The organism is Sediminibacterium sp. GW821-FHT12F12 (assembly GCF_058806635.1).
On record NZ_JBXAPW010000008.1, the window covers coordinates 119,768 to 141,683 of the forward strand.

The window sequence follows — 21,916 nt, forward strand, 5'->3', positions numbered from 1 at the left end:
ACAGGAGTAATAACGAGAAACAAAATTTAGCAACTTTTCCAACTCCAAACCCCAAACTCTCATCCCTGTTTCTCCATCATCTCCATCACCGGCAGCCAGTGTGATGCATAAAGATCCTGCAGATGTTGTTTATCTGCTGCTTCCAGGGTAACGAGGTGATCGGTGTTGAGTGATACATGTTCGGGTGTTCTGATGCCGGGAATCACGGTAGAAATTTCAGGATAACTGAGGATATAACTGAGTGCCAGTCCTGACGCAGTGGTATGGTATTTATCACACAAAGGCCAAACCTGCTCTTTCAGAATCTGCAAAGTAGCTTCTGTAATCGGGGGCACTACCCGGTAACTCCGGTGATCATCGGCCGTAAAAACAGTATCGGGCTGGATCTTTCCGGATAAAAGTCCGAACTGGAGCGGCATACGGGCAATAATTCCATAACCACGGGCAGCCGCTTTGGTGAGGATGGGTAAGGCTTTCTGGTTAATGAGGTTGAATACCAGCTGAAATCCCTGCCCCAGGTGGTGTTCAAAAAAGAAATCAGCTTCCGGAAAAGGATTAAAAGTGATAAGCGAAATGCCCCAATACCGAATCTTGCCCTGCTGCTGCAGCTGTTGCATAGCTTCAATACATTCACCGTTCTCGAGATGATGTATGCGTGCCACGTGCAGGTGATGAAAATCGATATGATCACGTTTCAGTCTTTGCAGGCTGGCATCGCAGGCTTTTATCACATAGTCTTTGGTATAATTGAGTTCGATGGTATGATTGGCGCCGATGGTCTGCCCCACTTTAGAAGCGATGAGAACATCTTTGCGGTTACCGATGATCTTACCGAGCAACTCTTCTGAATGACCCAAACCATAAAAATCGGCGGTATCGAAAAAGTTGATGCCGGCATCCAGTGCTTTGTGTAAAGCGGCAATAGAAACAGCATCATCTGATGGTCCCCAGCCAATGGGTGTATTACCTACAAAAGCGGCACCACCGATGGCCCAGGTACCAAATCCGATCTCGCTTACGCTAAGATCGGTATTTCCAAATTTCCGGTAGTTCATTGATTCGTCTGTTAGAGGTGTAAACCTAAGTACAATTGAACTATTTTTACAGTATTATTCCTGTTTAATTAAGCGATATGCAAAGACCGATCCGTGTTTTAGTTGCCAAAGTTGGACTGGATGGCCACGACCGTGGCGCCAAAGTAATTGCCACCGCTTTGCGGGATGCGGGCATGGAAGTGATCTATACCGGCTTACGGCAAACCCCGGAGATGGTGGTAAATGCCGCCCTGCAGGAAGATGTGGACGCTATCGGCATCAGTATCCTGAGTGGCGCGCATATGACCGTGTTTCCGAAAGTAATGGCTTTTATGAAGGAAAAGGGAATGAATGATGTATTGGTTACCGGCGGCGGCATTATTCCTGAAGAGGATATGAAAGAATTACATGCGATGGGCGTGGGCAAACTCTTTGCCCCCGGGGCCGCTACCGCAGATATTGCTGCCTATATTACCGACTGGGTAAAAGTTAACCGTAATTTCTAGAACTCCGCTTTTACAATAGTTAGTTTGTGGCTAATTGCAACAGCATGCCTGTACATATTATCGGTCGAACCACTTTTTAAAGGCCGGCGCTTTTTCCCGGCTGATATCCACTTCCATTTTAAGAGGGGCTTTCAGGAATACAGATAGTTTCTGGTTCTCGTGCGGTTTCACACTTTGTATGGCATTGATATGGATAATGCTTTGCCGGTTGGCCCGGTAAAACAGTTTGGGATCCAGCAGTTCTTCTACATCTTCCAGAGTGGTATAATCGAGGATAAATTTATCACCTGCAAACGTATACAGATAATTCAGGTTATCGCGCATAAAACAGGCAATCTCCCGGGTATCCACGGGTATCCAGTTATTGCGCACATTTACAATAAATTTTTCTTTGTACAGTGATGCTTGTGGTGCAGACAGCGTAGCCATCAGTTGCTGCATATCTACAGGGAAATTTGTTTTCCCGCTGAGCAGGTTACGGTATTTTTCAATGGCATTTTTCAGGTCTGTTTCATCAATTGGTTTTAGCAGGTAATCGATCCCGTTTACTTTGAAAGCACGGATCGCGTATTCATCATAAGCTGTAGTAAAGATCACCGGGCATTTCAATGTAAAATGATCAAAGAGTTCAAAACTAACCCCATCACTCAGCTGTATGTCCATGAACAGAAGATCGGGTTCGGCATTCTGCATGAACCATTTTTTAGCAGTTTTTAAACTGGGTAATATCTCCACAATGGTAATATCATCTGTCACATTAGCAATCTTGTTGGCCAGTTCTTTGGCAATCAGTTGCTCATCTTCAATGATCACAGCCTTTATCATATCAGCGGAATTTTAACAGTGAAATAGAGTTCGTCCTCTTCAATCAGCATGGGACGGTCTGAGAGGTATTTATATAATGACAGGAGATTATCAAGTCCCTGTTTGTTACTGGTATCAACAAAAGATTTTTTCTGCAGGTTATTCTTCACAAACAGGTATCCATCTTCTACAAATAACTCAATCACCAAAGGGGTTTCCTCATCCACAATATTGTGCTTGATGGCATTCTCGATCAGATTCTGCAGGGTAACCGGCACAATTTTTTGATGCATATATTCCTCATCGATCTGCAGATTCACCTGCAAACCTTCATTAAACCTTGTTTTCTGCAAACTGATAAAAGTCTGGATAAAGCGGATCTCATCTTTCAACGGAACCAACTCACTGTCTTTACTCTGCAGTATATAACGGTAGATCCGGCTCATCCCATCCAGAAACTCACCTGCCAGTTTCTGGTTAATGCGGATGAGGCTGCTTAAAGAAGTGAGGGAGTTAAACAGGAAATGCGGATTCAGGTGCTGCTTCAGGTTCTCGTACTGCACCTGCGTTTTTTCTTTCTCCAGTGTCTGGGCCTTTGTCTGCAATTGCAGAATCTCCCTTTCTTTCTCTATCCTGAAACGGTAGAACACATATAAAAGTGATGTTATTACCACAGCAACGATCAGTATAAACCACCATGCTTTGTAAAAAGGCGCATTCACATGCAGAGGAATACTCACCACAGAACTATTCACATCGCCATAGGTATCCAGCGATTTTACTTTGAACACATAATTGCCCCCGGGAATATTGGTATAACTGGCATAGCGCCTGCTGCCGGCATTTACCCAATCCTTATCAAACCCCTCCAGCATATAGGCGTACTGGCGGTTATCTGACTGGCTGAAATCCAACACCGTAAACTCAAAAGTGAACATGTTTTCGGTGGCACCCAAACGTACCCTGCCTTTTTCTTTCAGTTCCTGCTGGTAGTAATATTCTTTGTCTTTAACACGGAAAGAAGTGATGGTTATCACCGAGTCTTTTTCTTTTTCGCGCAGCGATACGGGATCAAATGAGTAGTAGCCGCCATAGGTAAGCACCTGCAGTTTGTTGCCATTTACGGTCAGATAAATACCATCTGCCACCGTTTTCATCACATCATTACTCAACAGCAGGCTGTTCACACGTTGAGTGCGTTGGTTTACCATGCAGAGAGAAGAATTAGTGGTGAACCAGATCGTGCCGTTCCAATCCTGCCGGATAGCATACACTACATCTCCCCTCAAGCCATCCTGCGAACTGTATACTTTAACCACCTTGGGTACCGGTTTGGTGATATCGATCTGTATCAACCCGTCGTCCGATCCTGCCCATACCATTCCGTTCCTATCAGCTAGTAAAGCCGTGATCGTATTTCCGGCTTCTGCATTATTTTTTGAGGAGTAGAAAGCGTAACCACTGAATTGCTGCGTTTGCAGATCATAAAAAGCGAGCAGGCCCGCTGGACCACCAATCCAGACACGTCCGTAACTATCTGCCGTAATCGCAGTAATGGTATTAGACGTAAGCGACTGTTTATTTTTCGGATCATGATAAAAATGCGCATACTTCCCGGTTATCGGATCATAGCGAAACACGCCATTACGCGTGCTGGTAATCCAGATATTCCCTTTTGCATCTTCCGTAATATTATTGTAGTGATTAGACCCTTTTGGTAGTTCTGCACCGGTCGGCTGATCAATCAGCACCAGCTTCTCCCGTTGTGTATCATACTGATAGATATAATCCCTCGATACTACCCAAACCTTTCCCTTGCTGTCTTTCAGTATTTTAAAAACGGAAAGAAAAGGTTCCTCGCCCGGCATCAGTTTTACCGGGAAATGACGATCAACCCCTGTTTTTTTATTTTTAACATGAAATCCATCCGCCAGCAAAGTAGCTACATAGATATGCTCTTCATCTTCTACCAGATCGCGGATATAATAGAACTGTTTGTTGTCTGTTTTACTTACCGGCACTTCTGTAAAACGGAACTTACTTTCCCGGGGTTGAATGCGGGTCAATCCCCACTCGTGCATTAACCAGATATTATTGTGTTTGTCGGTGGCTACGTCATAACAAAGAATAGCGGGTATATCGTTCCGATGCACCGGATCATCTGCATAAAAACTGAACTGTGTTGTCTGTTTATTAAATATGCCCAAACCGCGGTCGTTACTGCTGATCCAGAGTTCTTTGCTCGAACGCACCCTGATACCGGAAATGATATTGGTCGTATATTTTTGGGGTTCGGCTTGGTTGATCTTAAAATTCTTCCACTGGCCCGTTTGTATATCATAACGACTCAGTCCACCAGCCCAGGAACCCAACCAGAGCAGATCTCCATCCAGTGCCACTGAAATAAAATCATCATCCCTGAAAACAGTTGTTTGCAAAGGCTGGCTGCGAATGGGTACGAGTTCTTTGGTAGCAGTAGTAAAACGAAACAAACCATAATAGGTACCCAGCCACAACACACCCGGATCGCCCTCAACAGCAGTGCTGATGGTAGTGGAGGAGAATATTTTGCTATCTGGTATCAGCCGCTTTGGGTCCGTTAACCTGTCATAAGCCGTGTAGGTTCCGGTAAGGGTATTCAGTTGCCAGAGACCTTTTTGTTTGAGGCCCACCCATACCTCGTTAGCATGATCTACCAGCAACATCGAGACAACTGCCGGTACTGTTTTACCATTTATGCGTACGGGATAGTTGCGGAAAGTACCCGTAGCAGGATCAAAACAGCTGACGCCACCTTTTTCCAATCCCATCCATATCTTACCATCTTTACCTGCAGCCAGCTGTAATACATTGTTGTCGGGCAGGCTATTGGTATCGTTGGGTTGTTTATGGTAATTGCGGAAAGTGTACCCATCATAACGGTATAAACCATCTGCCGTGCCGATCCAGATAAACCCCTGATCATCTTTCAGAAAACAGCGCACCATGCGGCTGTAAAAACCGGCAGAACCATCAAAGTTGGTGATCTTCAGATCGCGCGGAAGCTGGGCATGGGCAGTTGCACACAGTAGCAAACCGGAAACCAGCCAGTAAAAAATAGAAGGAAGCCTGCTTTTTTGTTGCTGCATGTACATCCGGTTTGTACCTGTTTTACAGGATTAGACAAACAAAATACATAAAACCGCAGGCTTAGAAAAGAACGATATACGAAACAGGGCAAAATTAAAAGGAAGCGTAGTAAAAACGCATCGAAGCGTTGGGCATCAGCCCTTGCCGATACCGGCAGCTGCTTTGATCATGGTATCGGATAACATGGCATAACAGGTAATCCAGGCTTCAGCCGTCTCATCTGTCCAGTCTGTACCCAAACCCTTTTGCATGGTCCATAACAGGGCATCGCCAACCAGTTTGTAATGGGCGGGGCGTACACCATATTCCACGTGACGGATAGCCAGTTGCCGGATTTCCTCATTCACGGTTTCCGGCTTATCCAACTGGGAAATGACCAGGCTGAGCATATCCACCAGTTTGCCATATTGCGCAGACATGTCATTTTTGAACATGGCACGGAGCGAGGGCAACTGCTGAAACAGTCTTCCATAAAAAACCTCCCCGATAAATTTCGGTTCAATTTTCCGGAACAGTTTCCAGCTATTCTTTACCAGTATCATTTGCCGCTCAGTCATTGGGGGTGTTTTGCGTTAGCACAAATCAGGTGTAAAGAAACTAAATCATCCTGTATAAAAACCGTTTGCAAAAATTTCTTTTCGGTCCGGTACAAAACAGTAAGTTATCCCGCTCAAAGAACGGGATAACAGGATTTTCACAGGATGGAGCTTATTAAGCAGCTGCCTGCACATCTTCTGCAGCAGCGATCATGGCATTGGCCAGGGTGGTGTAACAAAGTATCCAGGCTTCTTTTACTTCTTCAGTCCAGTGTTCTGCCAGTCCTTTCTCAAGTGTCCAGAGCAGCGCTTCTCCCACAATGGAATAATGTTCTGCTTTTACACCGTACTGCACATGTCCTTTGGCCAGTTTGGCTACCTCATCAATGATATCTTCCAGCTTATCCAGCTTATTGATAACATACCCGATCATCGTAAGCAGTTTTTTAGATTGCTCGGCTACGGGTGTACGGAACATGGTGCGGATCGGCGGGGCGATCTCGAACAAGCGGTTATAAAACAAACCTCCTACGGTTACCGGGTCGAGCGATGCTACCATGCCCCAGGTATTTTTAACAAGTGTGATCTGATGGTTGGTCATTGTATGAATTTATAATGATGAAAAAATTATTGCACGAAATGAACATAGATGCCATGCTCTTTCCCGATAGCCGTATTCAGGTCAATCAAGGATTGGCTTTGCGTAGCCACCGGCGATGCCGGCAGGAACCAATGATTGATATAATAGGAACTGGCAGCAATACCGAGGGTAACATATACGGCCGTTATGTACTGTACAAATTGGGTAGGCGTATTTTTTGTCATGTTTTTTTTGTTTTGACAGGACAAATCTGCTGCGATAATCTGGCGTGTAAAAATTTAAGCGGATGAAGAATGGTGGAATTGTAATGAAGCGGGGGATTTGGGGAATGAAGCGGGGAAGTGAGTGGTGAATGGTCAATTGTGAATGGTGAGTAATAAGTTTTTTGTTTTGTGTTTTTATGATAGAAAGTGTTGGGTACCTGAGGTAATCAGATAAACAGCTGCCGCGTTGTTCCTTAACAAATGCTGGAATTTACGGTTCGTTGGGGTTTGGGCTCACTTCATTAAAAACTTACTGCGTGTGGGTGTAGTATGTTTTGCGGGAGGATTGTAAAAATCAAATTTTGCACCCGAAATATTTAAACATGCAAATAAAAAAACACACAATGAACCTGATCAAACAAATCGGATGGAAAAAAATGCTGCTGGCGGGTGCCATTAAATTAACGATTAGTCTGCTGCTTTTCTCCTGTACTAAAACGGTTACCAACACAGATACTGCCGGTAATGTGGTACCCACTCCTATCGAGGTGGGCACAACAGGCGCCAATCCTGAAACCACTCAAATTGTTTACCTGCCCAATCCAACCGGAGGCAACCAACTGAAAGCGGTATTATATATTCCTTCCACATCGGTTCCCGTACCGGCGGTAGTGGTGATGCACGGTAGCGGTGGCTTATGGAGCAGCACCGATAGCACCAATACAAAAATGGCTTCTCAGTTCAAGGGCTGGATCGACTCGTTCAGGGTTCATAAGATCGCTGCACTCTTTGTAGACAGCTATACGCCCCGTGGCACCAAAACCTTTCATAATATGGTGCCGCCAAATAGTTTACCGATTGCGGCAGAATTTGTAAGGCCAAGAGATGCCTATGCCGGGCTTGCCTACCTGCGCACGCTTACGGTGAAAATCATCCCTAACAAAATCGGTCTCTTAGGTTTTTCGCACGGTGGAACCACCGTTTTAGGTACCATGGTTGATGCGGATGCAGTGGCTAAAAATACTGCCTGGTCGCAGATCAGTGCCGGTACCACTTACACTAATAATGTACTGACTCCTGCCAGCAAACCGGCAGAGGGTGGATTTGTAGCAGCCGTATCCTACTATCCCGGCGCGGCTATGTTCAGTTATTTTGGCAAACCCGGTACACCCAGCGACGGTAAGTATGTAAACTATGCTCCTATGCTGATTCACGCTGCAGGTGCTGATCCTTTGTATACCGGTACCTATACCAACTGGGATAATAATACACAGATCAGTTCTTATGATGGATTAATCCAGAAAGCACAACTGAACCCGGCTTCTGCCCCCATCACTAAACAAGTGTACAGTGGTGCCGAACATGGATTTGACGGAGAAACGGCAGCCGGTACCGATGCCAATGCTTCTGTACTTGCACGTGCACGCAGTATCGCGTTTCTGAAACAGTTTTTATATAATTAATCCCCTCATTCCTATCCCGGAAAAACCAAAGCCTGTCGTTTGACAGGCTTTTTGCATGAATAGTCTATAACACTATTGTAATCAAAGAATCTATATTATACCTCCGGTAAACGAACCCGGTTCTTTTTAGAAAAGATCCGGACAGCTACCACTATACAAACACAGATAAAGAGACCCAGGTTGTATTCAATGCCCCATTTCTTCAGCAGTATATAAATCACTCCGCCAATGGCGCAGGCAGTGGCATAGAGTTCTCCCCTTTTCAGCAGGTCGGGTTTTTCGCCACATAACAGGTCAGCCAGCAGTCCGCCAAAAGTAGCCGTAATCACACCCATGATGATCGCATACCCATCATTGATATTGTAAGAGATGCTTCGCTCAATTCCGGTTACGGTGAACATGCCCAGGCCAATGGCATCGGTAAAAAAAATGGTACGCCGGAAACGGATCTGGTCGGTGCGGAAAAAGGAAACAATAATAACGGCACTCACAACCAGGGCTAATGCAAGATAATCATTGATCCAGTTTACCGGGTGTGCACCTATCAGCAGATCGCGGATGGTACCTCCACCATAGGCCGTGGCAAAAGCGATTACAGCCCCGCCGAAAATATCCATCTGGTGCGTACGTGCTTTCAGCGCGCCGGTACCGGCAAAAACAAAAATACCCGAGTACATGATGATCTGGATCAGATTCATACCTCAAAATACAAAAGAAGGTGGATCCTTTTACAGAAGTTTTGAACAGCTTCGCAAACAAAACCCCGCCAATTGGCGGGGCCTTGTTTTCTGATCAACTGTACTATGAAAAATCAACGCGTTAGGAAAGCAGCATAATTTCTTTACTGCCCTCCGGAATGATATTGCCCAGCACATCTACCAGGTGGCGGCTTTTTTCCTGCAATGAAGCAGGATTCACATCTATTTGAATACCCGCTACCAGCGGTTTACGGATCTTTTTGACAGGTTTGGCCTTTACGGCGATCAGCAGGTTGGTTGATAATTGAATTCTGTGTTCCATATAATTATGTGTTTTTTTATTTGATAGTGCAAATCTCCTCATTCGCCATTCCATATTGAAACTTACCTGTGTTAAGCAGCCTGATCAGCTGTTGAACCGGGTAAAACCGGCAATGAAACGATAGTGCATCCGCTACCTTTATTTCAGCCATAACAAAATGAACGGAGCTGCTTACCTTTGGTACAAACTTGCTATCATGTATCATACTTTACTAACTACCCTCGAAAACCACGTATTTACCATTACCATTAACCGCCCCGATAAAATGAACGCGCTGAACAAAGAAGTATTTGCAGACCTCAACAAAGCGCTGGATGAAGTATACAGTAACCCTGCCATCCGTTCTGTCATCATTACCGGTGCCGGACCCAAAGCCTTTGTAGCAGGGGCCGATATCAGTGAATTCAACAGTTTAACCGTAGCAGCCAGTAAGGCATTGGCTAAGGCCGGACAGGATACTTTTTTCAGGATCGAACATTCGCCCAAACCCATTATTGCCTGTGTAAACGGTTTTGCGCTGGGTGGGGGTTGTGAGCTGGCCATGAGTTGTCATTTCAGGATCGCATCAGAGAATGCCAAATTCGGTCAACCGGAAGTAAACCTGGGACTGATACCCGGTTACGGCGGCACACAAAGGCTGGTACAGCTGATTGGTAAAGGGAGAGCACTGGAACTACTGATGAGTGGCGGGATGCTGGATGCTGCTGCCGCTTTACAATATGGATTGGTAAACTATGTGGTACCTCAGGAAGAAATGCTCACCAAAGCAAAGTCGATACTGGATCTGATCAATACCAAGGCCCCGATTGCCGTTGGCAAATGCATAGAAAGTGCCAATGCCGTATTTGATGAAACCAAAAACGGTTACGAAGTAGAAGTAAATGCTTTCGGTGATTGTTTTGGTACAGAAGATATGAAAGAAGGAACAGCGGCCTTCCTGGAAAAAAGGAAAGCGGTGTTTACGGGTAAATAAAGAGCTACTGCCTGCCGGCTCCGCTGATAAAAATGTTTTACTGCGGGGAACCAGCAGGCAGCTGAGTACTTATTTTTTGATTACGGTTTTGATTTCTTCTGCCACCGGATGTTCTGCCTCAAATGTTAATCCCATCAACTTCGCCATTGTTTGGGCAAACTGTTTCTGGTAAAGTGGCCCTCCCGTTTTTACTTCGCCCAAAGCAGGTGTATTGGGCCCCATGGCAGCAAACCAGATCTCATGTGAATCCTCTACGGAAGTTCCGTGTGCATTCCATTTTGATTTTATTTTATCGCCCCTGCCATGATCTGTGGTAAACAGGATGGTAGTTTTATTACGGTATTGCGGATCACTCTGTACAAAATCCCAAATCTCTTGCAACCAGCTATCAACCCTATGGGCTGCATCCAGGTATGAACGGTACTCCCGTCCATGCGCAAACTCATCCGTTTCTCCATAACCGATAAAAAGTACTTTGGGTTTACGTGTTTTCAGGTACTCCATGGCTCCATAGTGCGTAAACACATCAAAACACTCGTCCGGCCAGGCCCGATGCGAATGATCAAGCATGGTATTGAGCAGTTGTTCATTGGCTGTGGGATTTCTGCCCCCAAAATGCTCATAGGCGGCCACCACCGGCACGCCGCTTTTCTGTTCGGGTATGATCCGGTTAAACACGCCCCACGCACCAAATGCGGCTACTTTTCCTTTCAGCCCGGGTTGTTGATTAAAGAATTCAAGAATGGTGGTATTGGGATTATCGGGGTAACCATTGCTTTTAATGGCTGTATCCACATACCCGCACATGATTTCGCTATACCCCGGATAAGAGATACGGTAGGGATTAGACACTTCCACTTTGTTATCCAGCCAGCGGTTGCCATACACCTGCCCGTTATTGGCAAGGGTATTCCAGAAAAAAGGCATTAATTTTTTACGGCGCTCACCGGCATCTTCCGACCAGAAACGGGAAAATATCCGAAAACTGTCTTTCTGGTTATAAGCTTTATCTGCTGCCAGTACCGAATCCATCCCACCAAACAATTCCTGCCAGCGAAACCCATCTGTAGTAATGATAATAATGTTCTCCGTTTGTTGCGCGCGCATCATCAACCAGCTGTTCAGCAAAAAAATGGTGCATAGTATTCTTTTCATATACCCAGTTATTGCTGAAAAATACCAAAATATGACGAGATATAAGGCGTGAAGCGTGAGGTGTGAGTGCCTCCCCAAAAAAATACCCACCACTCACTACTGACGACTCACGACTCACGATTCCTGCCCGAGGATTCCCCCCAGACACTTACCTTTGCAAAACCAATAAAAACTGATCGTCAACCATCTAAATTCAAGATAATGGAATTCCGTATCGAAAAAGACACCATGGGCGAAGTGCATGTACCCGCCGACGTATATTGGGGAGCCCAGACCCAGCGCAGTATCGAAAATTTCAAGATTGCGCAGGATATCAATAAAATGCCTAAAGAGATCATCAAGGCATTTGCCTACCTGAAAAAAGCGGCCGCTTTAACCAACCTGGATGCCGGTGTATTACCCAAAGAAAAAGCAGAACTGATCGGACAGGTTTGCGATGAAATCCTGGAAGGAAAATTAGACAGCCAGTTCCCTTTAGTGGTTTGGCAAACCGGTAGCGGTACCCAGAGTAATATGAATGTGAATGAAGTGGTGGCTTACCGTGGTCATGTGATCAAAGGAGGCTCGCTGACCGACAAGGATAAATTTCTGCATCCGAATGATGATGTGAACAAATCACAATCCTCCAACGATACTTTTCCTACTGCCATGCACATTGCTGCATATAAGATCCTTCTGGAGACCACCATTCCCGGTATCAAAAAATTAAGGGATACCCTGGCACAGAAAAGCAAAGATTTCATGCACGTGGTAAAAATCGGACGTACGCATTTCATGGATGCCACCCCGCTTACCCTGGGCCAGGAGATCAGCGGATATGTATCGCAGTTGGATCATGGTCTGAAAGCGATCAGCAATACCCTGGCTCACCTGAGCGAACTGGCACTGGGCGGAACTGCCGTAGGTACCGGCATCAACACGCCCAAAGGCTATGACGTAAATGTTGCCAAACACATTGCCAACCTTACCGGTTTGCCTTTTGTAACGGCTGAAAATAAATTCGAAGCCCTGGCCGCTCACGATGCCATTGTGGAAGCCCATGGCGCTTTAAAAACAGTAGCCGTTAGCCTGATGAAGATCGCCAATGATATCCGTATGCTTTCTTCCGGCCCCCGAAGCGGTATCGGCGAACTGTTTATACCCGATAACGAACCAGGTTCTTCTATCATGCCCGGTAAAGTAAACCCTACCCAGTGCGAAGCATTAACCATGATTGCCGCACAGGTAATGGGCAACGATGTGGCCATCAATATCGGTGGTGCAACCGGTCACTTTGAATTGAATGTATTTAAACCGGTCATGATCTACAACTTCCTGCACAGTGCCCGTTTGATCGGCGATGGTTGTGTAAGTTTTAATGATAAATGCGCCGTAGGACTGGCACCGATCGAAGCTAATATCAAAAAACACGTTGATAACAGCCTGATGCTGGTTACAGCCCTCAACACCAAGATCGGTTACTACAAAGCAGCCGAAATTGCACAGACCGCGCATAAAGAAGGAACCACATTGAAAGAAATGGCAATAAAACTGGGTTACCTGACTGCTGAGGAATTTGATGAGTGGGTAGTGCCGGGCAATATGGTAGGCGAGATTAAATAATTAGTAGTTAGTAATTAGAAATTAATAATTGGGCGACTGTTCTTTGCGGACAGTCGCTTTTTTAATTACTAACTACTAATTATCAATTACTAATTCAGGTTTTATTTCTTAGCCGGTGGTGCTTTCAGAACCTGCGTGTCTGTTGCCAGATTTTCTACGCGGTAATTGCCGGAATCGATCTGTACTTTGGGAAATAGTTTTTGTAACACTGCTATATCATTTCCTTTCACCATTGTTTGGCCGAGATATATGTTTTCTAATTTGGCCAGTCCTTTTAATTGCTGAACACCCTGTGCGGTTATTTTGGTTCCCACAAGGTTGAGGTATTGAAGCTTTGGCAGAGAAGTCAGGTATCTGACAGACGCATCGGTAAGATTGGTATGATCTACCTGCAGCCGGGTGAGATTTGTGCATTGACCGATCATTTTCCAGGAATTCTCTGATAGTGCTGTATAACCCAGTTTTAACCACACCAGTTGTTTGCTGATCTGTTGTAACAGTCCCACCGTTCTCTCTGAAATCTGTGGAATGCTTACAAAATTAGCGAGCAGGTAATTACTGTTAGCAGCCACAGGCAAAACCACAACGCCTGCATTTCGGAGCGTATCCAGTACAGCCGTTCCGGCTGCTTCCACCTGTTCATCGGGGATGGCAGGTCTTTGCATGGTAACAGCGGCAGATTGCATAGCGAGTAAAGCAGGTTTCAGGTTTGCAGGCTGTTCCACTTCTTTTACTTTTTTATCGAAGCCGGCATTACTGCTGATCCACCAGTGTAACAGGGCAATTTCCTGTTCGGTTAACTGCGGCTTGCCTTTGGGTGGCATGTGTTTTTCTTCCAGGGGATCGAGTAATATCCGTTTGTATAATTCACTGGCTTCGGCATTACCTAACGTAATTACTTTCCCTTCCTTACCTCCTTTCAATATCCATTCCTGACCATCCAGCCGCAGTCCGCCTTTTTGTTTTTTGGCACTGTGGCAGGTGCCACATTTATCTAATAAAACGGGTTGAACAATATCGGCAAACACCTGGGCCTCCTGTACATTCACAATGGTTTTTCGGGCAGATGTGGTTGAATCTTTTGCTCCACCGGAGATCCCTTTGGTCAGGAAACCTTCACCATGCGTAAGGGTACCACCCAAATGACCTGCTAACAGGATCAGCAGAAACAGCACCACAGCCAGTATGCTTTTCACAACCAGTTTTGTCTGCCGCGAAAAATAATAAGCGGCAACCGAAACAACCGCCACTCCGATACCCATCCATCGGTGCAGCTCCAATGTGGCTTCTTCATATTCTCCACCAGTGGCCAGCGACCAGCCGGAAATACAGGAAAGTACCGCACTGATCATCCCCAGTAAAAAAACAACCGGTACAGCCGGTGCAATGGCAGCATACTTTTTTTTGTTGCAAAGCCATTGCAAGACCAATGCCATCAACAAAAAGCCAATGGGCAGGTGTACCAGCAAGGGGTGAAATCGTCCGAAGAAGTTTGTGAATGCATTCATCAGTTGCGGTGATATCTTTTACGGAGTAATTGCATCATGTATTCGTTAATGGCCCATTGGTCAGATAATGCCTGCCGGGTATAAGGCAAAGTGGGCATATAATCCGGCGGACCAAACTCTGTGAGTATGGTTAACTGTTTGGTTCCCTGTTTGATCTTGGTCTGCACCACCGTATCCCACCATTCCAGGTGCCGCTTTACCGTTCCTTCCCATTCCGGTGCGCGGGGATCATTTACCTGTGGGCCTTCGGGATGACCGATACGTGCATGCACATGATCGGTTCTGCTGAGTGCCAGTTGTACCGTTTCCTCCTGGTCGTGTAACAATGATTCGTGTACATTACACCAATGCGAAATATCCAGTGTTAAACGCAGATCAGGATATTGCTGAAAATATTGTTTGGCCACATGTGCCGCAAAGAGAATGCGGCTGCGATGCGACTCGTGGCAGATAATAATACCCGTTTCTTTCGCAACCTTATTCGTGTATTCGATGAATGGCCCATTCTCTTTCATCGAGAAAAAATCTCGTCCTGAATGACAGTTGATATACAAAGGCCGCTGTACAGTTTGATAAGCTGCCCCATCTACCATGACTTTGAACTGTTCAAAATGTTTCTTTGGATCCGGATCAGATCCACCTGCCAGAAAACCGATCTCGAGCTGGTACTTCTGCAGTGCATCAAATAATTCTCTCTGCGCTACAGCTGTTCCGGGCCACCACATTTCTATGCCATCATATCCTGCTTTTTTGGCTTTTGCACAAAAAGCATCTACCGTTCCGGCAAAACCCCAGTTGGTTCCCAGCACCCGTAAACGAAAGTCTGCGGGAACCGTAAATGCAGGTTTTGCGGCCATCAATTCTTCGAATGGCGAAAGCGCCAGTGTCCCAAGGGTTGCTGTCATAGATAAAAATTTTCGTCTGTCTACACTCATATATTTTCCAGCTTTTCGATGCTGGCTATTCTACTCTGAGAAATAAAATCCACTATATACTCGGGACTAAAGTCCCGAAAGAAAAATCAGATCTCATCTCCTTACCCACGCTCTGAAGAGCGTGGCAAAAATTCAGATTGCCGTTGTTGGTCGCCAGACCAACAACATCATCACCATCACGTAACAATCTCATTGATCACCCTCCCATGCACATCCGTTAACCGGAACGGTCTTCCCTGAAACTGATAGGTCAGTTTTTCATGATCAAACCCTAACTGGTTCAGGATAGTGGCCTGGATATCAAATGCCGTTGTTTTACCGCTGATAGCTGCGTATCCGATCTCATCCGTTTCGCCAAAACTGGTGCCCTGTTTAATACCACCACCGGCCATCCACATGGTGAATGCTTCGGTGTGATGATCCCTTCCTTTGAAAGGATTCTTTTTGCCATCTCTGTTCTCCTGCATTGGGGTACGTCCAAACTCTCCACCCCAAACAATCAGCGTTTCATCCAGCAAACCACGCTGTTTCAGATCGAGTAGCAAAGCAGTAATCGGTTTATCAATGCTTCTGCATTTATTCACAAAACCATAATCAATGGCCAGGTTTTCATCGGTGCCATGGCTGTCCCACCCCCAATCAAATAACTGTACAAAGCGAACTCCTTTCTCCACCAGCTTGCGCGCCAGCAGTACATTGTTGGCAAAACAGGCTTTACCGGGCTGCGTGCCATACATTTCGTGGATATAGGCGGGTTCATCATTAATATTCATCATCTCCGGTACAGAGATCTGCATGCGGTAGGCCATTTCATATTGTGAGATGCGGGAGAGAATTTCGGGATCCTTAAACTCTTCAAAACTCAGGCGATTGGCTTCATTGATCGCATCAATAGAAGCTTTACGCAGATCACGATCCATGCCCGCGGGATCCTTGATAAATAATACCGGATCACCCTCACTCCGGCACTGCACACCCTGGTACACCGAAGGAAGAAAACCACTGCCCCACACACTCTTACCCGCATCCGGAAATTTTCCGCCGGAAGTGAGTACCACAAATCCGGGGAGATTACTGTTCTCGCTGCCCAATCCGTAAGTAGACCAGGCACCGATACTAGGTCTTCCCAAACGCGGGGTTCCGGTATGCATCAGTAATTGGGCAGGACCATGATTGAACTGATCGGTCTGTACCGCTTTCAGAAAACTGACTTCATCGGCTACTTTGGCAAAATGGGGTAAGTGATCCGATACCCAGGCGCCACTCTGGCCCCGTTGCTGAAATACCGCCTGCGGCCCCATCATTTTAGGAACACCACGGATAAAAGCAAATTTTTTCCCTTCGAGTAAAGAGGGCGGACAATCCTGTCCGTCTAATTTCATCAGGTCTGGTTTGTAATCAAACAATTCCAGCTGCGAGGGGGCACCGGCCATGTGCAGATAAATCACTGATCGTGCTTTACCTGGAAAATGTGGTGAATGCGGTAACAAAGGATTGGCACTGTTATACAACTGGCCGGCTGCTGTATCGTTTCCTCCCAACCAGTTACATCCACCCAATACCGAACCCATGGCTAATCCGCCCATGCCCAATAAACATTCTTTCAGAAACAACCGGCGGGTTTCCAGTTCCAGTTTTTTATTCCTGGCTTCGTTGAATATCCGATGGTTGTTCTTTGACATGCGGTTTAGTTTTTGGTAATGAATTCATCCAGGTTCATCATAGCACCGGCCACTACTACCAGGGCAGCTGTGGTTGGGTTTTGTTTATTCAGAACTGCGCCGGCCATCAATCTCGTTTTCGCTGTATCAGTCCGGAAACTTTTATAAGCTGTCATATATAACTTTTCAAACACAGCGAGTTTTGCTGGAGAGATCGGTTGGTGCATGGCCAGTTCATACCCCCGGCTGATCTGTGTTTTTAATTCCTGTCCACCCTCTGCCTGCATCCGGTAGGCAAAAAATTGTGCAGCTTCTGTATACGCCGAATCATTCAAAGTAGTGAGCGATTGCAAGGGAGTGTTGGTACGGATCCGCCTTGGTGTGCACACTTCGCGCGATGTGCCATCAAAACTGATCATGGAAGGATAGGGTGCAGAACGTTTCCAGTACGTGTACAATGCCCTGCGGTACTGGTCGCAGCTATCACTTTTTTTCCAGCTTCCACCATTCCATGGCGACATCCAGATACCTTCCGGCTGGTAAGGAAATACGCCTGGACCGTACATTTTCTCGCATAACAATCCACTTACCGCCAATGCCTGGTCGCGCACCTGCTCTGCCGATAAACGAACCCGTGGACCCCTTGCATAGAATTTATTAAAAGGATCTTTTGTTGTTGCTTCCTTATCCAGTTTTGAATCCTGCCGGTAAGTGGCAGATAAGAGAATTTCTTTCATCAGTTTTTTCAGATCCCAATTGTACTCATACATTAGTTTCCAGGAAAGATGATCCAGCAGTTCCCGATGCGTAGGTGGGATCCCCTGTGTTCCCAGGTCTTCCAATGTTTCTGCAATACCCTGCCCAAAGAACTGTTCCCAGATCCGGTTCACAATGGTTCTGGCCGTAAGCGGATTTTTTTTATCCGTTATCCAGGCAGCCAGTCCTAACCGGTTCTTCGGCGCATTAACAGGTAATGCTCCCAGCGAACGCGGTACGGCGGCTGTTACTTTTTTCCCTTTGGTGAGCCAGTTACCTCTTTCAAACAGATAAGTAGCACGGAATAAAGAAGAAGGATTTTCTACCATCACCGGCGTAATGGTTTTCTGTTGAGAAACCAGCAGGTCATTGAAATATTTAGCGGCACTGTCATGACCCGGTTTGTCTTTTCCCGGAAAGGGATCGGTGATAAAAAACCAGTCGAACTGCATGCCGGTTTCTTCTGCATTGCTGAGTGAATTGTTGCGGTAAGTAAAAAACAGATCACGAGCGCCGGAGCTGGCAGGCAGACTCAATGTAGTGATCTTCCAACCTCCTTTCGTATCTGCTACCTGTACAGCATTCACCAGCGGACCATTGGGCCTGTCAAAGTGGATCTCCCATGTACCACCGGTTTTCCAGCTTTTGTAGCGGTATAACAGTTCTGTATGGTTCTGAAAATCCACCGCCGGAATTCTCGCAACCGCTTTATTTCGTAAGACCAGCCATTTGGTATCCGTTAAAGCCGCATTCACCAACTGATCCGCTGCAATGGAGTTAATGGCCGGCTGTCCGGTCTTTACAAATTTGATCAGTTCCTTTTCTCTTTCAGGCGCCTGTTTTTCCAACCAGGTTTTCAGTTGAACGAACTTAGTGCTGTCTTCTTTGTGAAATTCTTTTAGCAAAGGATAATCATCATACGTGTCTTCATCCCTTGTGTTATTAAAGAAAGCCATGAACTGGTAATACTCTTCATGCCGGAAGGGATCATAGGGATGACTGTGGCATTGTACGCAGGCAAAAGTGGTACCCATCAGGGTTTCCCAGGTAGTGTTCACCCGGTCAATCACGGCAGCAGTTCTGAATTCTTCATTATCTGTTCCACCTTCATCATTGGTCATGCTGTTGCGGTGAAAGGCAGTAGCGATGTATTGCGCATCGGTAGGATCAGGTAACAGATCTCCTGCCAGTTGCTCTGTTAAAAAAAGGTTATAGGGTTTGTTCTCGTTAAATGCCTGTATCAGCCAATCGCGGTAGCGCCAGATAGAACGCCAGTCGTCTCTTTCATAGCCCTTGGTATCGGCATATCTCGCCAGGTCCATCCACATGGCTGCCCAGCGTTCTCCGTAATGCGGATTGGCCAACAGCTCGTCTACGAGTTTTTCATATGCATCGGCTTTGTTATTGGTTAGAAACTTTTCTGCGGTTGCAACAGAAGCGGGTAACCCGGTAATATCCAAACTTACTCTTCGCAGTAACGTGGCTTTGCCGGCTTCAGCAGAGGGTGTCAGCCCCTCTTCGCGCATACGCTGGTAAATAAAATGATCGATATCGTTTTTCGCCCAATCACCACCACCGGTAGTACCGAAGAACCAGTTATCTACTTTCGGAACCGTTGTTTTTTCAACGGGCACATAAGCCCAGTGATCTCCCCATGGGGCACCCTGTTTGATCCATTTTTTCAGGGTATTGATTTCATCATCCGATAGTGGAGGATGTTTATACGGCATCCGCTCTTCCGGATCTTTCAGTGTTAAACGCCTGACCAGTTCACTGTGCGAGGGATCGCCGGGGATGATGGCCGCTTTTCCGGATTTATTCACCGCCAATGCTTCGGAACGGAATAAGAGACTGAACCCGCTCTGGCGTTTAACACCGCCATGGCAGGTAATACATTTTTTGTTGAAAATGGGTTTTACTTCTGTATTGTAATCAACCGTATGACCGGAGATCATAAACGAAAAACCCGCTGCACCCAGCACGAGAATAGTTACTATCCACGAAAGTTTGGAAAGACGGGGGAGTCTCATACAGCAATTCGTTTATCGTTTTAAAGTTAGCTTTTTTCAGCTTGTAACGAAAACAACTTTGCAGCCCCATTCCATTAGATGGAAAACGAAAATGCACAGATCCACAAAATAGAGATTTTGCAAATCTGTGCATTGGCACTGTAAACCTGGTGCTTCTTAGTGAACTTTTTTGCCACCCAGATAAGTAGCATTTACTTTCACCTGCAGAATAGCGTTCTCCGCTACTTTCATAATGTCTTTATCGAGTATGATAAAATCAGCTTTTTTACCCGCTTCCAGGCTGCCCACTTCTTTTTCGAGAAAACTGGCCTTGGCCGCCCAGATGGTCATACCCCGTAAAGTTTCTTCCCTGCTCAAAGCATTCTCTTTCTGAAAACCATCTGCCGGAAACCCCTGGGCATCCTTACGTGCCACAGCCGCCAGGAAAGTTTTGAAAGGAGAAATATCTTCCACCGGAAAATCGGTACCCAATGGCAACCAGCCATTCTGCTGCAGTAATTGTTTAAAAGCATACCCGCCTTTCAGTCTTTCTTTTCCCAGTCTTTCTTCAGCCCAATACATATCACTGGTAGCATGCGTAGGTTGTACCGATGGAACGATATTGGCAGCACCAAACAGGTTAAAATCATTCTGGTTGATGATCTGTGCATGTTCAATCCGCCAGCGCTTATCATTTTTACCCTGCAGGTATTTGTTGTAAATATGCAGGATCTCGCGGTTAGCACTGTCGCCGATGGCATGCGTACACATCTGAAACGAAGTATTGATCAACACCCCGGCCAAAGAATCATAGTGCGATTGATTGCGGAGCAAAAAACCAGACCAGCCTGCTTTATCTGCATACGGCGCCAGCAAACAGGCACCGCGGCTGCCCAGCGCTCCATCCATATACACTTTGAATCCATTCACAAATAACTTATCCGTTTTATACGGCCCCTTCTTTACGTACCGGCTAATATTATCATCATTATCACTTAACATCACAAACAAACGCATATCCAGTTTGCCTTCTTTTTGTAAGGCATCAATGGCATCCACATCCTGATAACTAAGTCCGCAATCGGTGATAGTGGTCAGTCCCTGTTCAAAACAATTCTTCTGTGCCGCCTGTAACCACTGCAGATAGGTTTCTTTGGTAGGCTCCGGAATCTGTGCATGTACTTTGTTATCGGCATTATCTATCAGCACACCGGTCAGTTTCCCGTTCTTTACTTCAATGGATCCACCTACCACCGTCTGCCCTGCTTCAATCCCGGCCAGTTCCAGTGCTTTCTGGTTGGCAATAGATGCATGTCCATCCACCCGCGTAATCACCACAGGTTTATCCGGGAACAGTTTATTCAGTTCCTCATTGGTAGGATAGGTTTTACCCGGCCAGCGGTTCTGGTCCCAGCCCCGCCCCTGGATCCAGGGCAGATCGGGATGTGCCTCTCCAAAAGTTTTAATGCGGGCTACCGTTTCTTCCCAGCTATTGGTACCAAACAGATCGGCCTGGAACAGGGAACGGCCATATCCCACAAAATGCGCATGGGCATCAATGAAACCCGGGTACACCGCTTCGCCTTTGGCGTCGATATTATCCGTAGCCGTGTATTTGCCCATGATCTCCTCATTCTTTCCTACTGCTACAATCTTACCGTCTTTTACCGCCATTGCTTCTGCCATGGTAAAAGCAGAATCCACTGTGTAAACCACGGCGTGGTGTATGATGGTGTCTACTTTGGAGCTGGAGCAGGAACTGATGGCAAAGAGGATGCCCAGGAAAAGAAATTTTCGCATAGTGATGGTTTGAGTGAGATAAAGATAGGGAGGAGGAGGGAATATCGAATGTCGAGCAGGGAATGTCGAATGTCGAAGTTGTAAGGTTGTTTATCCTTAAACATCATTTCTAACCCACAAAATACTCGATGATCTATCTAAAACGCTGTAATCCTCTGTATCTCCAGGTAGCAATGTTGAGAGCAGGCAGATAATGTAGAATGATAGGAATATAGTCGTGT

General features: G+C 46.1%; 18 protein-coding genes. 4 read left to right on the forward strand and 14 right to left on the reverse strand.

All coding sequences use genetic code 11. From position 1 onward, the window contains the following. Nucleotides 1–59 precede the first annotated feature (59 nt). Nucleotides 60–1,055: an aldo/keto reductase gene (locus AC1RNB_RS12550; protein ID WP_493083265.1), complete on the reverse strand. Its 996-nt coding sequence runs from the start codon at nt 1,053–1,055 to the stop codon at nt 60–62. A 77-nt stretch (nt 1,056–1,132) separates the two neighbouring features. On the opposite strand from AC1RNB_RS12550, the gene AC1RNB_RS12555 reads away from it, so the two are divergent. Continuing rightward, entirely contained in the window at nt 1,133–1,540 is a 408-nt protein-coding gene (locus AC1RNB_RS12555; RefSeq protein WP_493083267.1) for a cobalamin B12-binding domain-containing protein, read from the forward strand. Nucleotides 1,541–1,597: 57 nt separating this feature from the next. Here the strand turns inward: AC1RNB_RS12555 and AC1RNB_RS12560 are convergent, their stop codons facing one another. The 5 genes from AC1RNB_RS12560 to AC1RNB_RS12580 all read right to left on the reverse strand — a co-directional run bounded on the left by AC1RNB_RS12560 (nt 1,598) and on the right by AC1RNB_RS12580 (nt 6,834). Continuing rightward, nucleotides 1,598–2,365: a LytR/AlgR family response regulator transcription factor gene (locus tag AC1RNB_RS12560; protein WP_493083269.1), complete on the reverse strand. Its 768-nt coding sequence runs from the start codon at nt 2,363–2,365 to the stop codon at nt 1,598–1,600. Next, on the reverse strand, nt 2,362–5,472 hold the full coding sequence (locus AC1RNB_RS12565; protein ID WP_493083271.1) for a ligand-binding sensor domain-containing protein: 3,111 nt from the start codon (nt 5,470–5,472) through the stop codon (nt 2,362–2,364). The genes AC1RNB_RS12560 and AC1RNB_RS12565 overlap by 4 nt, the downstream gene beginning before the upstream one ends. Before the next feature lie 135 nt (nt 5,473–5,607). Next, nucleotides 5,608–6,030 (reverse strand): globin domain-containing protein, encoded by a 423-nt coding sequence (locus AC1RNB_RS12570; RefSeq protein ID WP_493083273.1) that lies wholly within the window; start codon nt 6,028–6,030, stop codon nt 5,608–5,610. Between the two features lie 154 nt (nt 6,031–6,184). Further along, nucleotides 6,185–6,610 (reverse strand): globin domain-containing protein, encoded by a 426-nt coding sequence (locus tag AC1RNB_RS12575; protein ID WP_493083275.1) that lies wholly within the window; start codon nt 6,608–6,610, stop codon nt 6,185–6,187. A 26-nt stretch (nt 6,611–6,636) separates the two neighbouring features. After that, a complete protein-coding gene (locus AC1RNB_RS12580) occupies nt 6,637–6,834 on the reverse strand; it encodes a hypothetical protein (protein WP_493083276.1) in 198 nt (65 codons plus the stop codon). Between the two features lie 383 nt (nt 6,835–7,217). Here AC1RNB_RS12580 and AC1RNB_RS12585 point away from each other — a divergent pair, with 383 nt between their 5' ends. Beyond that, a complete protein-coding gene (locus AC1RNB_RS12585; RefSeq protein WP_493083278.1) occupies nt 7,218–8,276 on the forward strand; it encodes a dienelactone hydrolase family protein in 1,059 nt (352 codons plus the stop codon). Nucleotides 8,277–8,371: 95 nt separating this feature from the next. On the opposite strand, the gene AC1RNB_RS12590 is transcribed toward AC1RNB_RS12585, so the two are convergent. After that, nucleotides 8,372–8,974, reverse strand: coding sequence for a trimeric intracellular cation channel family protein (locus tag AC1RNB_RS12590; protein WP_493083280.1), 603 nt, complete (start codon nt 8,972–8,974; stop codon nt 8,372–8,374). Nucleotides 8,975–9,095: 121 nt separating this feature from the next. Next, entirely contained in the window at nt 9,096–9,296 is a 201-nt protein-coding gene (locus AC1RNB_RS12595) for a hypothetical protein (protein ID WP_493083282.1), read from the reverse strand. A gap of 196 nt (nt 9,297–9,492) precedes the next feature. Between AC1RNB_RS12595 and AC1RNB_RS12600 the strand changes: the two genes are divergently transcribed. Continuing rightward, nucleotides 9,493–10,269, forward strand: coding sequence for an enoyl-CoA hydratase/isomerase family protein (locus AC1RNB_RS12600; RefSeq protein ID WP_493083284.1), 777 nt, complete (start codon nt 9,493–9,495; stop codon nt 10,267–10,269). Between the two features lie 69 nt (nt 10,270–10,338). Here AC1RNB_RS12600 and AC1RNB_RS12605 read toward each other — a convergent pair whose 3' ends face one another. After that, on the reverse strand, nt 10,339–11,424 hold the full coding sequence (locus AC1RNB_RS12605) for a hypothetical protein (RefSeq protein WP_493083286.1): 1,086 nt from the start codon (nt 11,422–11,424) through the stop codon (nt 10,339–10,341). A gap of 201 nt (nt 11,425–11,625) precedes the next feature. Between AC1RNB_RS12605 and fumC the strand changes: the two genes are divergently transcribed. Further along, nucleotides 11,626–13,026, forward strand: coding sequence for a class II fumarate hydratase (gene fumC / locus AC1RNB_RS12610; RefSeq protein ID WP_493083287.1), 1,401 nt, complete (start codon nt 11,626–11,628; stop codon nt 13,024–13,026). Between the two features lie 101 nt (nt 13,027–13,127). Here the strand turns inward: fumC and AC1RNB_RS12615 are convergent, their stop codons facing one another. From AC1RNB_RS12615 to AC1RNB_RS12635, 5 genes are all read right to left on the reverse strand, one after another. Then, the gene (locus AC1RNB_RS12615; protein WP_493083288.1) at nt 13,128–14,534 is read right to left on the reverse strand and encodes a c-type cytochrome domain-containing protein; all 1,407 of its coding nucleotides are present in this window, start codon (nt 14,532–14,534) and stop codon (nt 13,128–13,130) included. After that, nucleotides 14,534–15,439 carry a sugar phosphate isomerase/epimerase family protein gene (locus AC1RNB_RS12620; RefSeq protein WP_493083290.1) on the reverse strand — a complete coding sequence of 302 codons (906 nt, stop codon included), beginning with the start codon at nt 15,437–15,439 and terminating at the stop codon, nt 14,534–14,536. The genes AC1RNB_RS12615 and AC1RNB_RS12620 overlap by 1 nt, the downstream gene beginning before the upstream one ends. Nucleotides 15,440–15,645: 206 nt before the next feature. Next, complete coding sequence (locus tag AC1RNB_RS12625; RefSeq protein ID WP_493083292.1) at nt 15,646–17,151, reverse strand: DUF1501 domain-containing protein; 1,506 nt, start codon at nt 17,149–17,151, stop codon at nt 15,646–15,648. Nucleotides 17,152–17,156: 5 nt separating this feature from the next. Then, nucleotides 17,157–19,916 carry a DUF1553 domain-containing protein gene (locus AC1RNB_RS12630; protein WP_493083293.1) on the reverse strand — a complete coding sequence of 920 codons (2,760 nt, stop codon included), beginning with the start codon at nt 19,914–19,916 and terminating at the stop codon, nt 17,157–17,159. A 156-nt stretch (nt 19,917–20,072) separates the two neighbouring features. Next, complete coding sequence (locus AC1RNB_RS12635) at nt 20,073–21,695, reverse strand: amidohydrolase (RefSeq protein WP_493083294.1); 1,623 nt, start codon at nt 21,693–21,695, stop codon at nt 20,073–20,075. Nucleotides 21,696–21,916 lie beyond the last annotated feature (221 nt).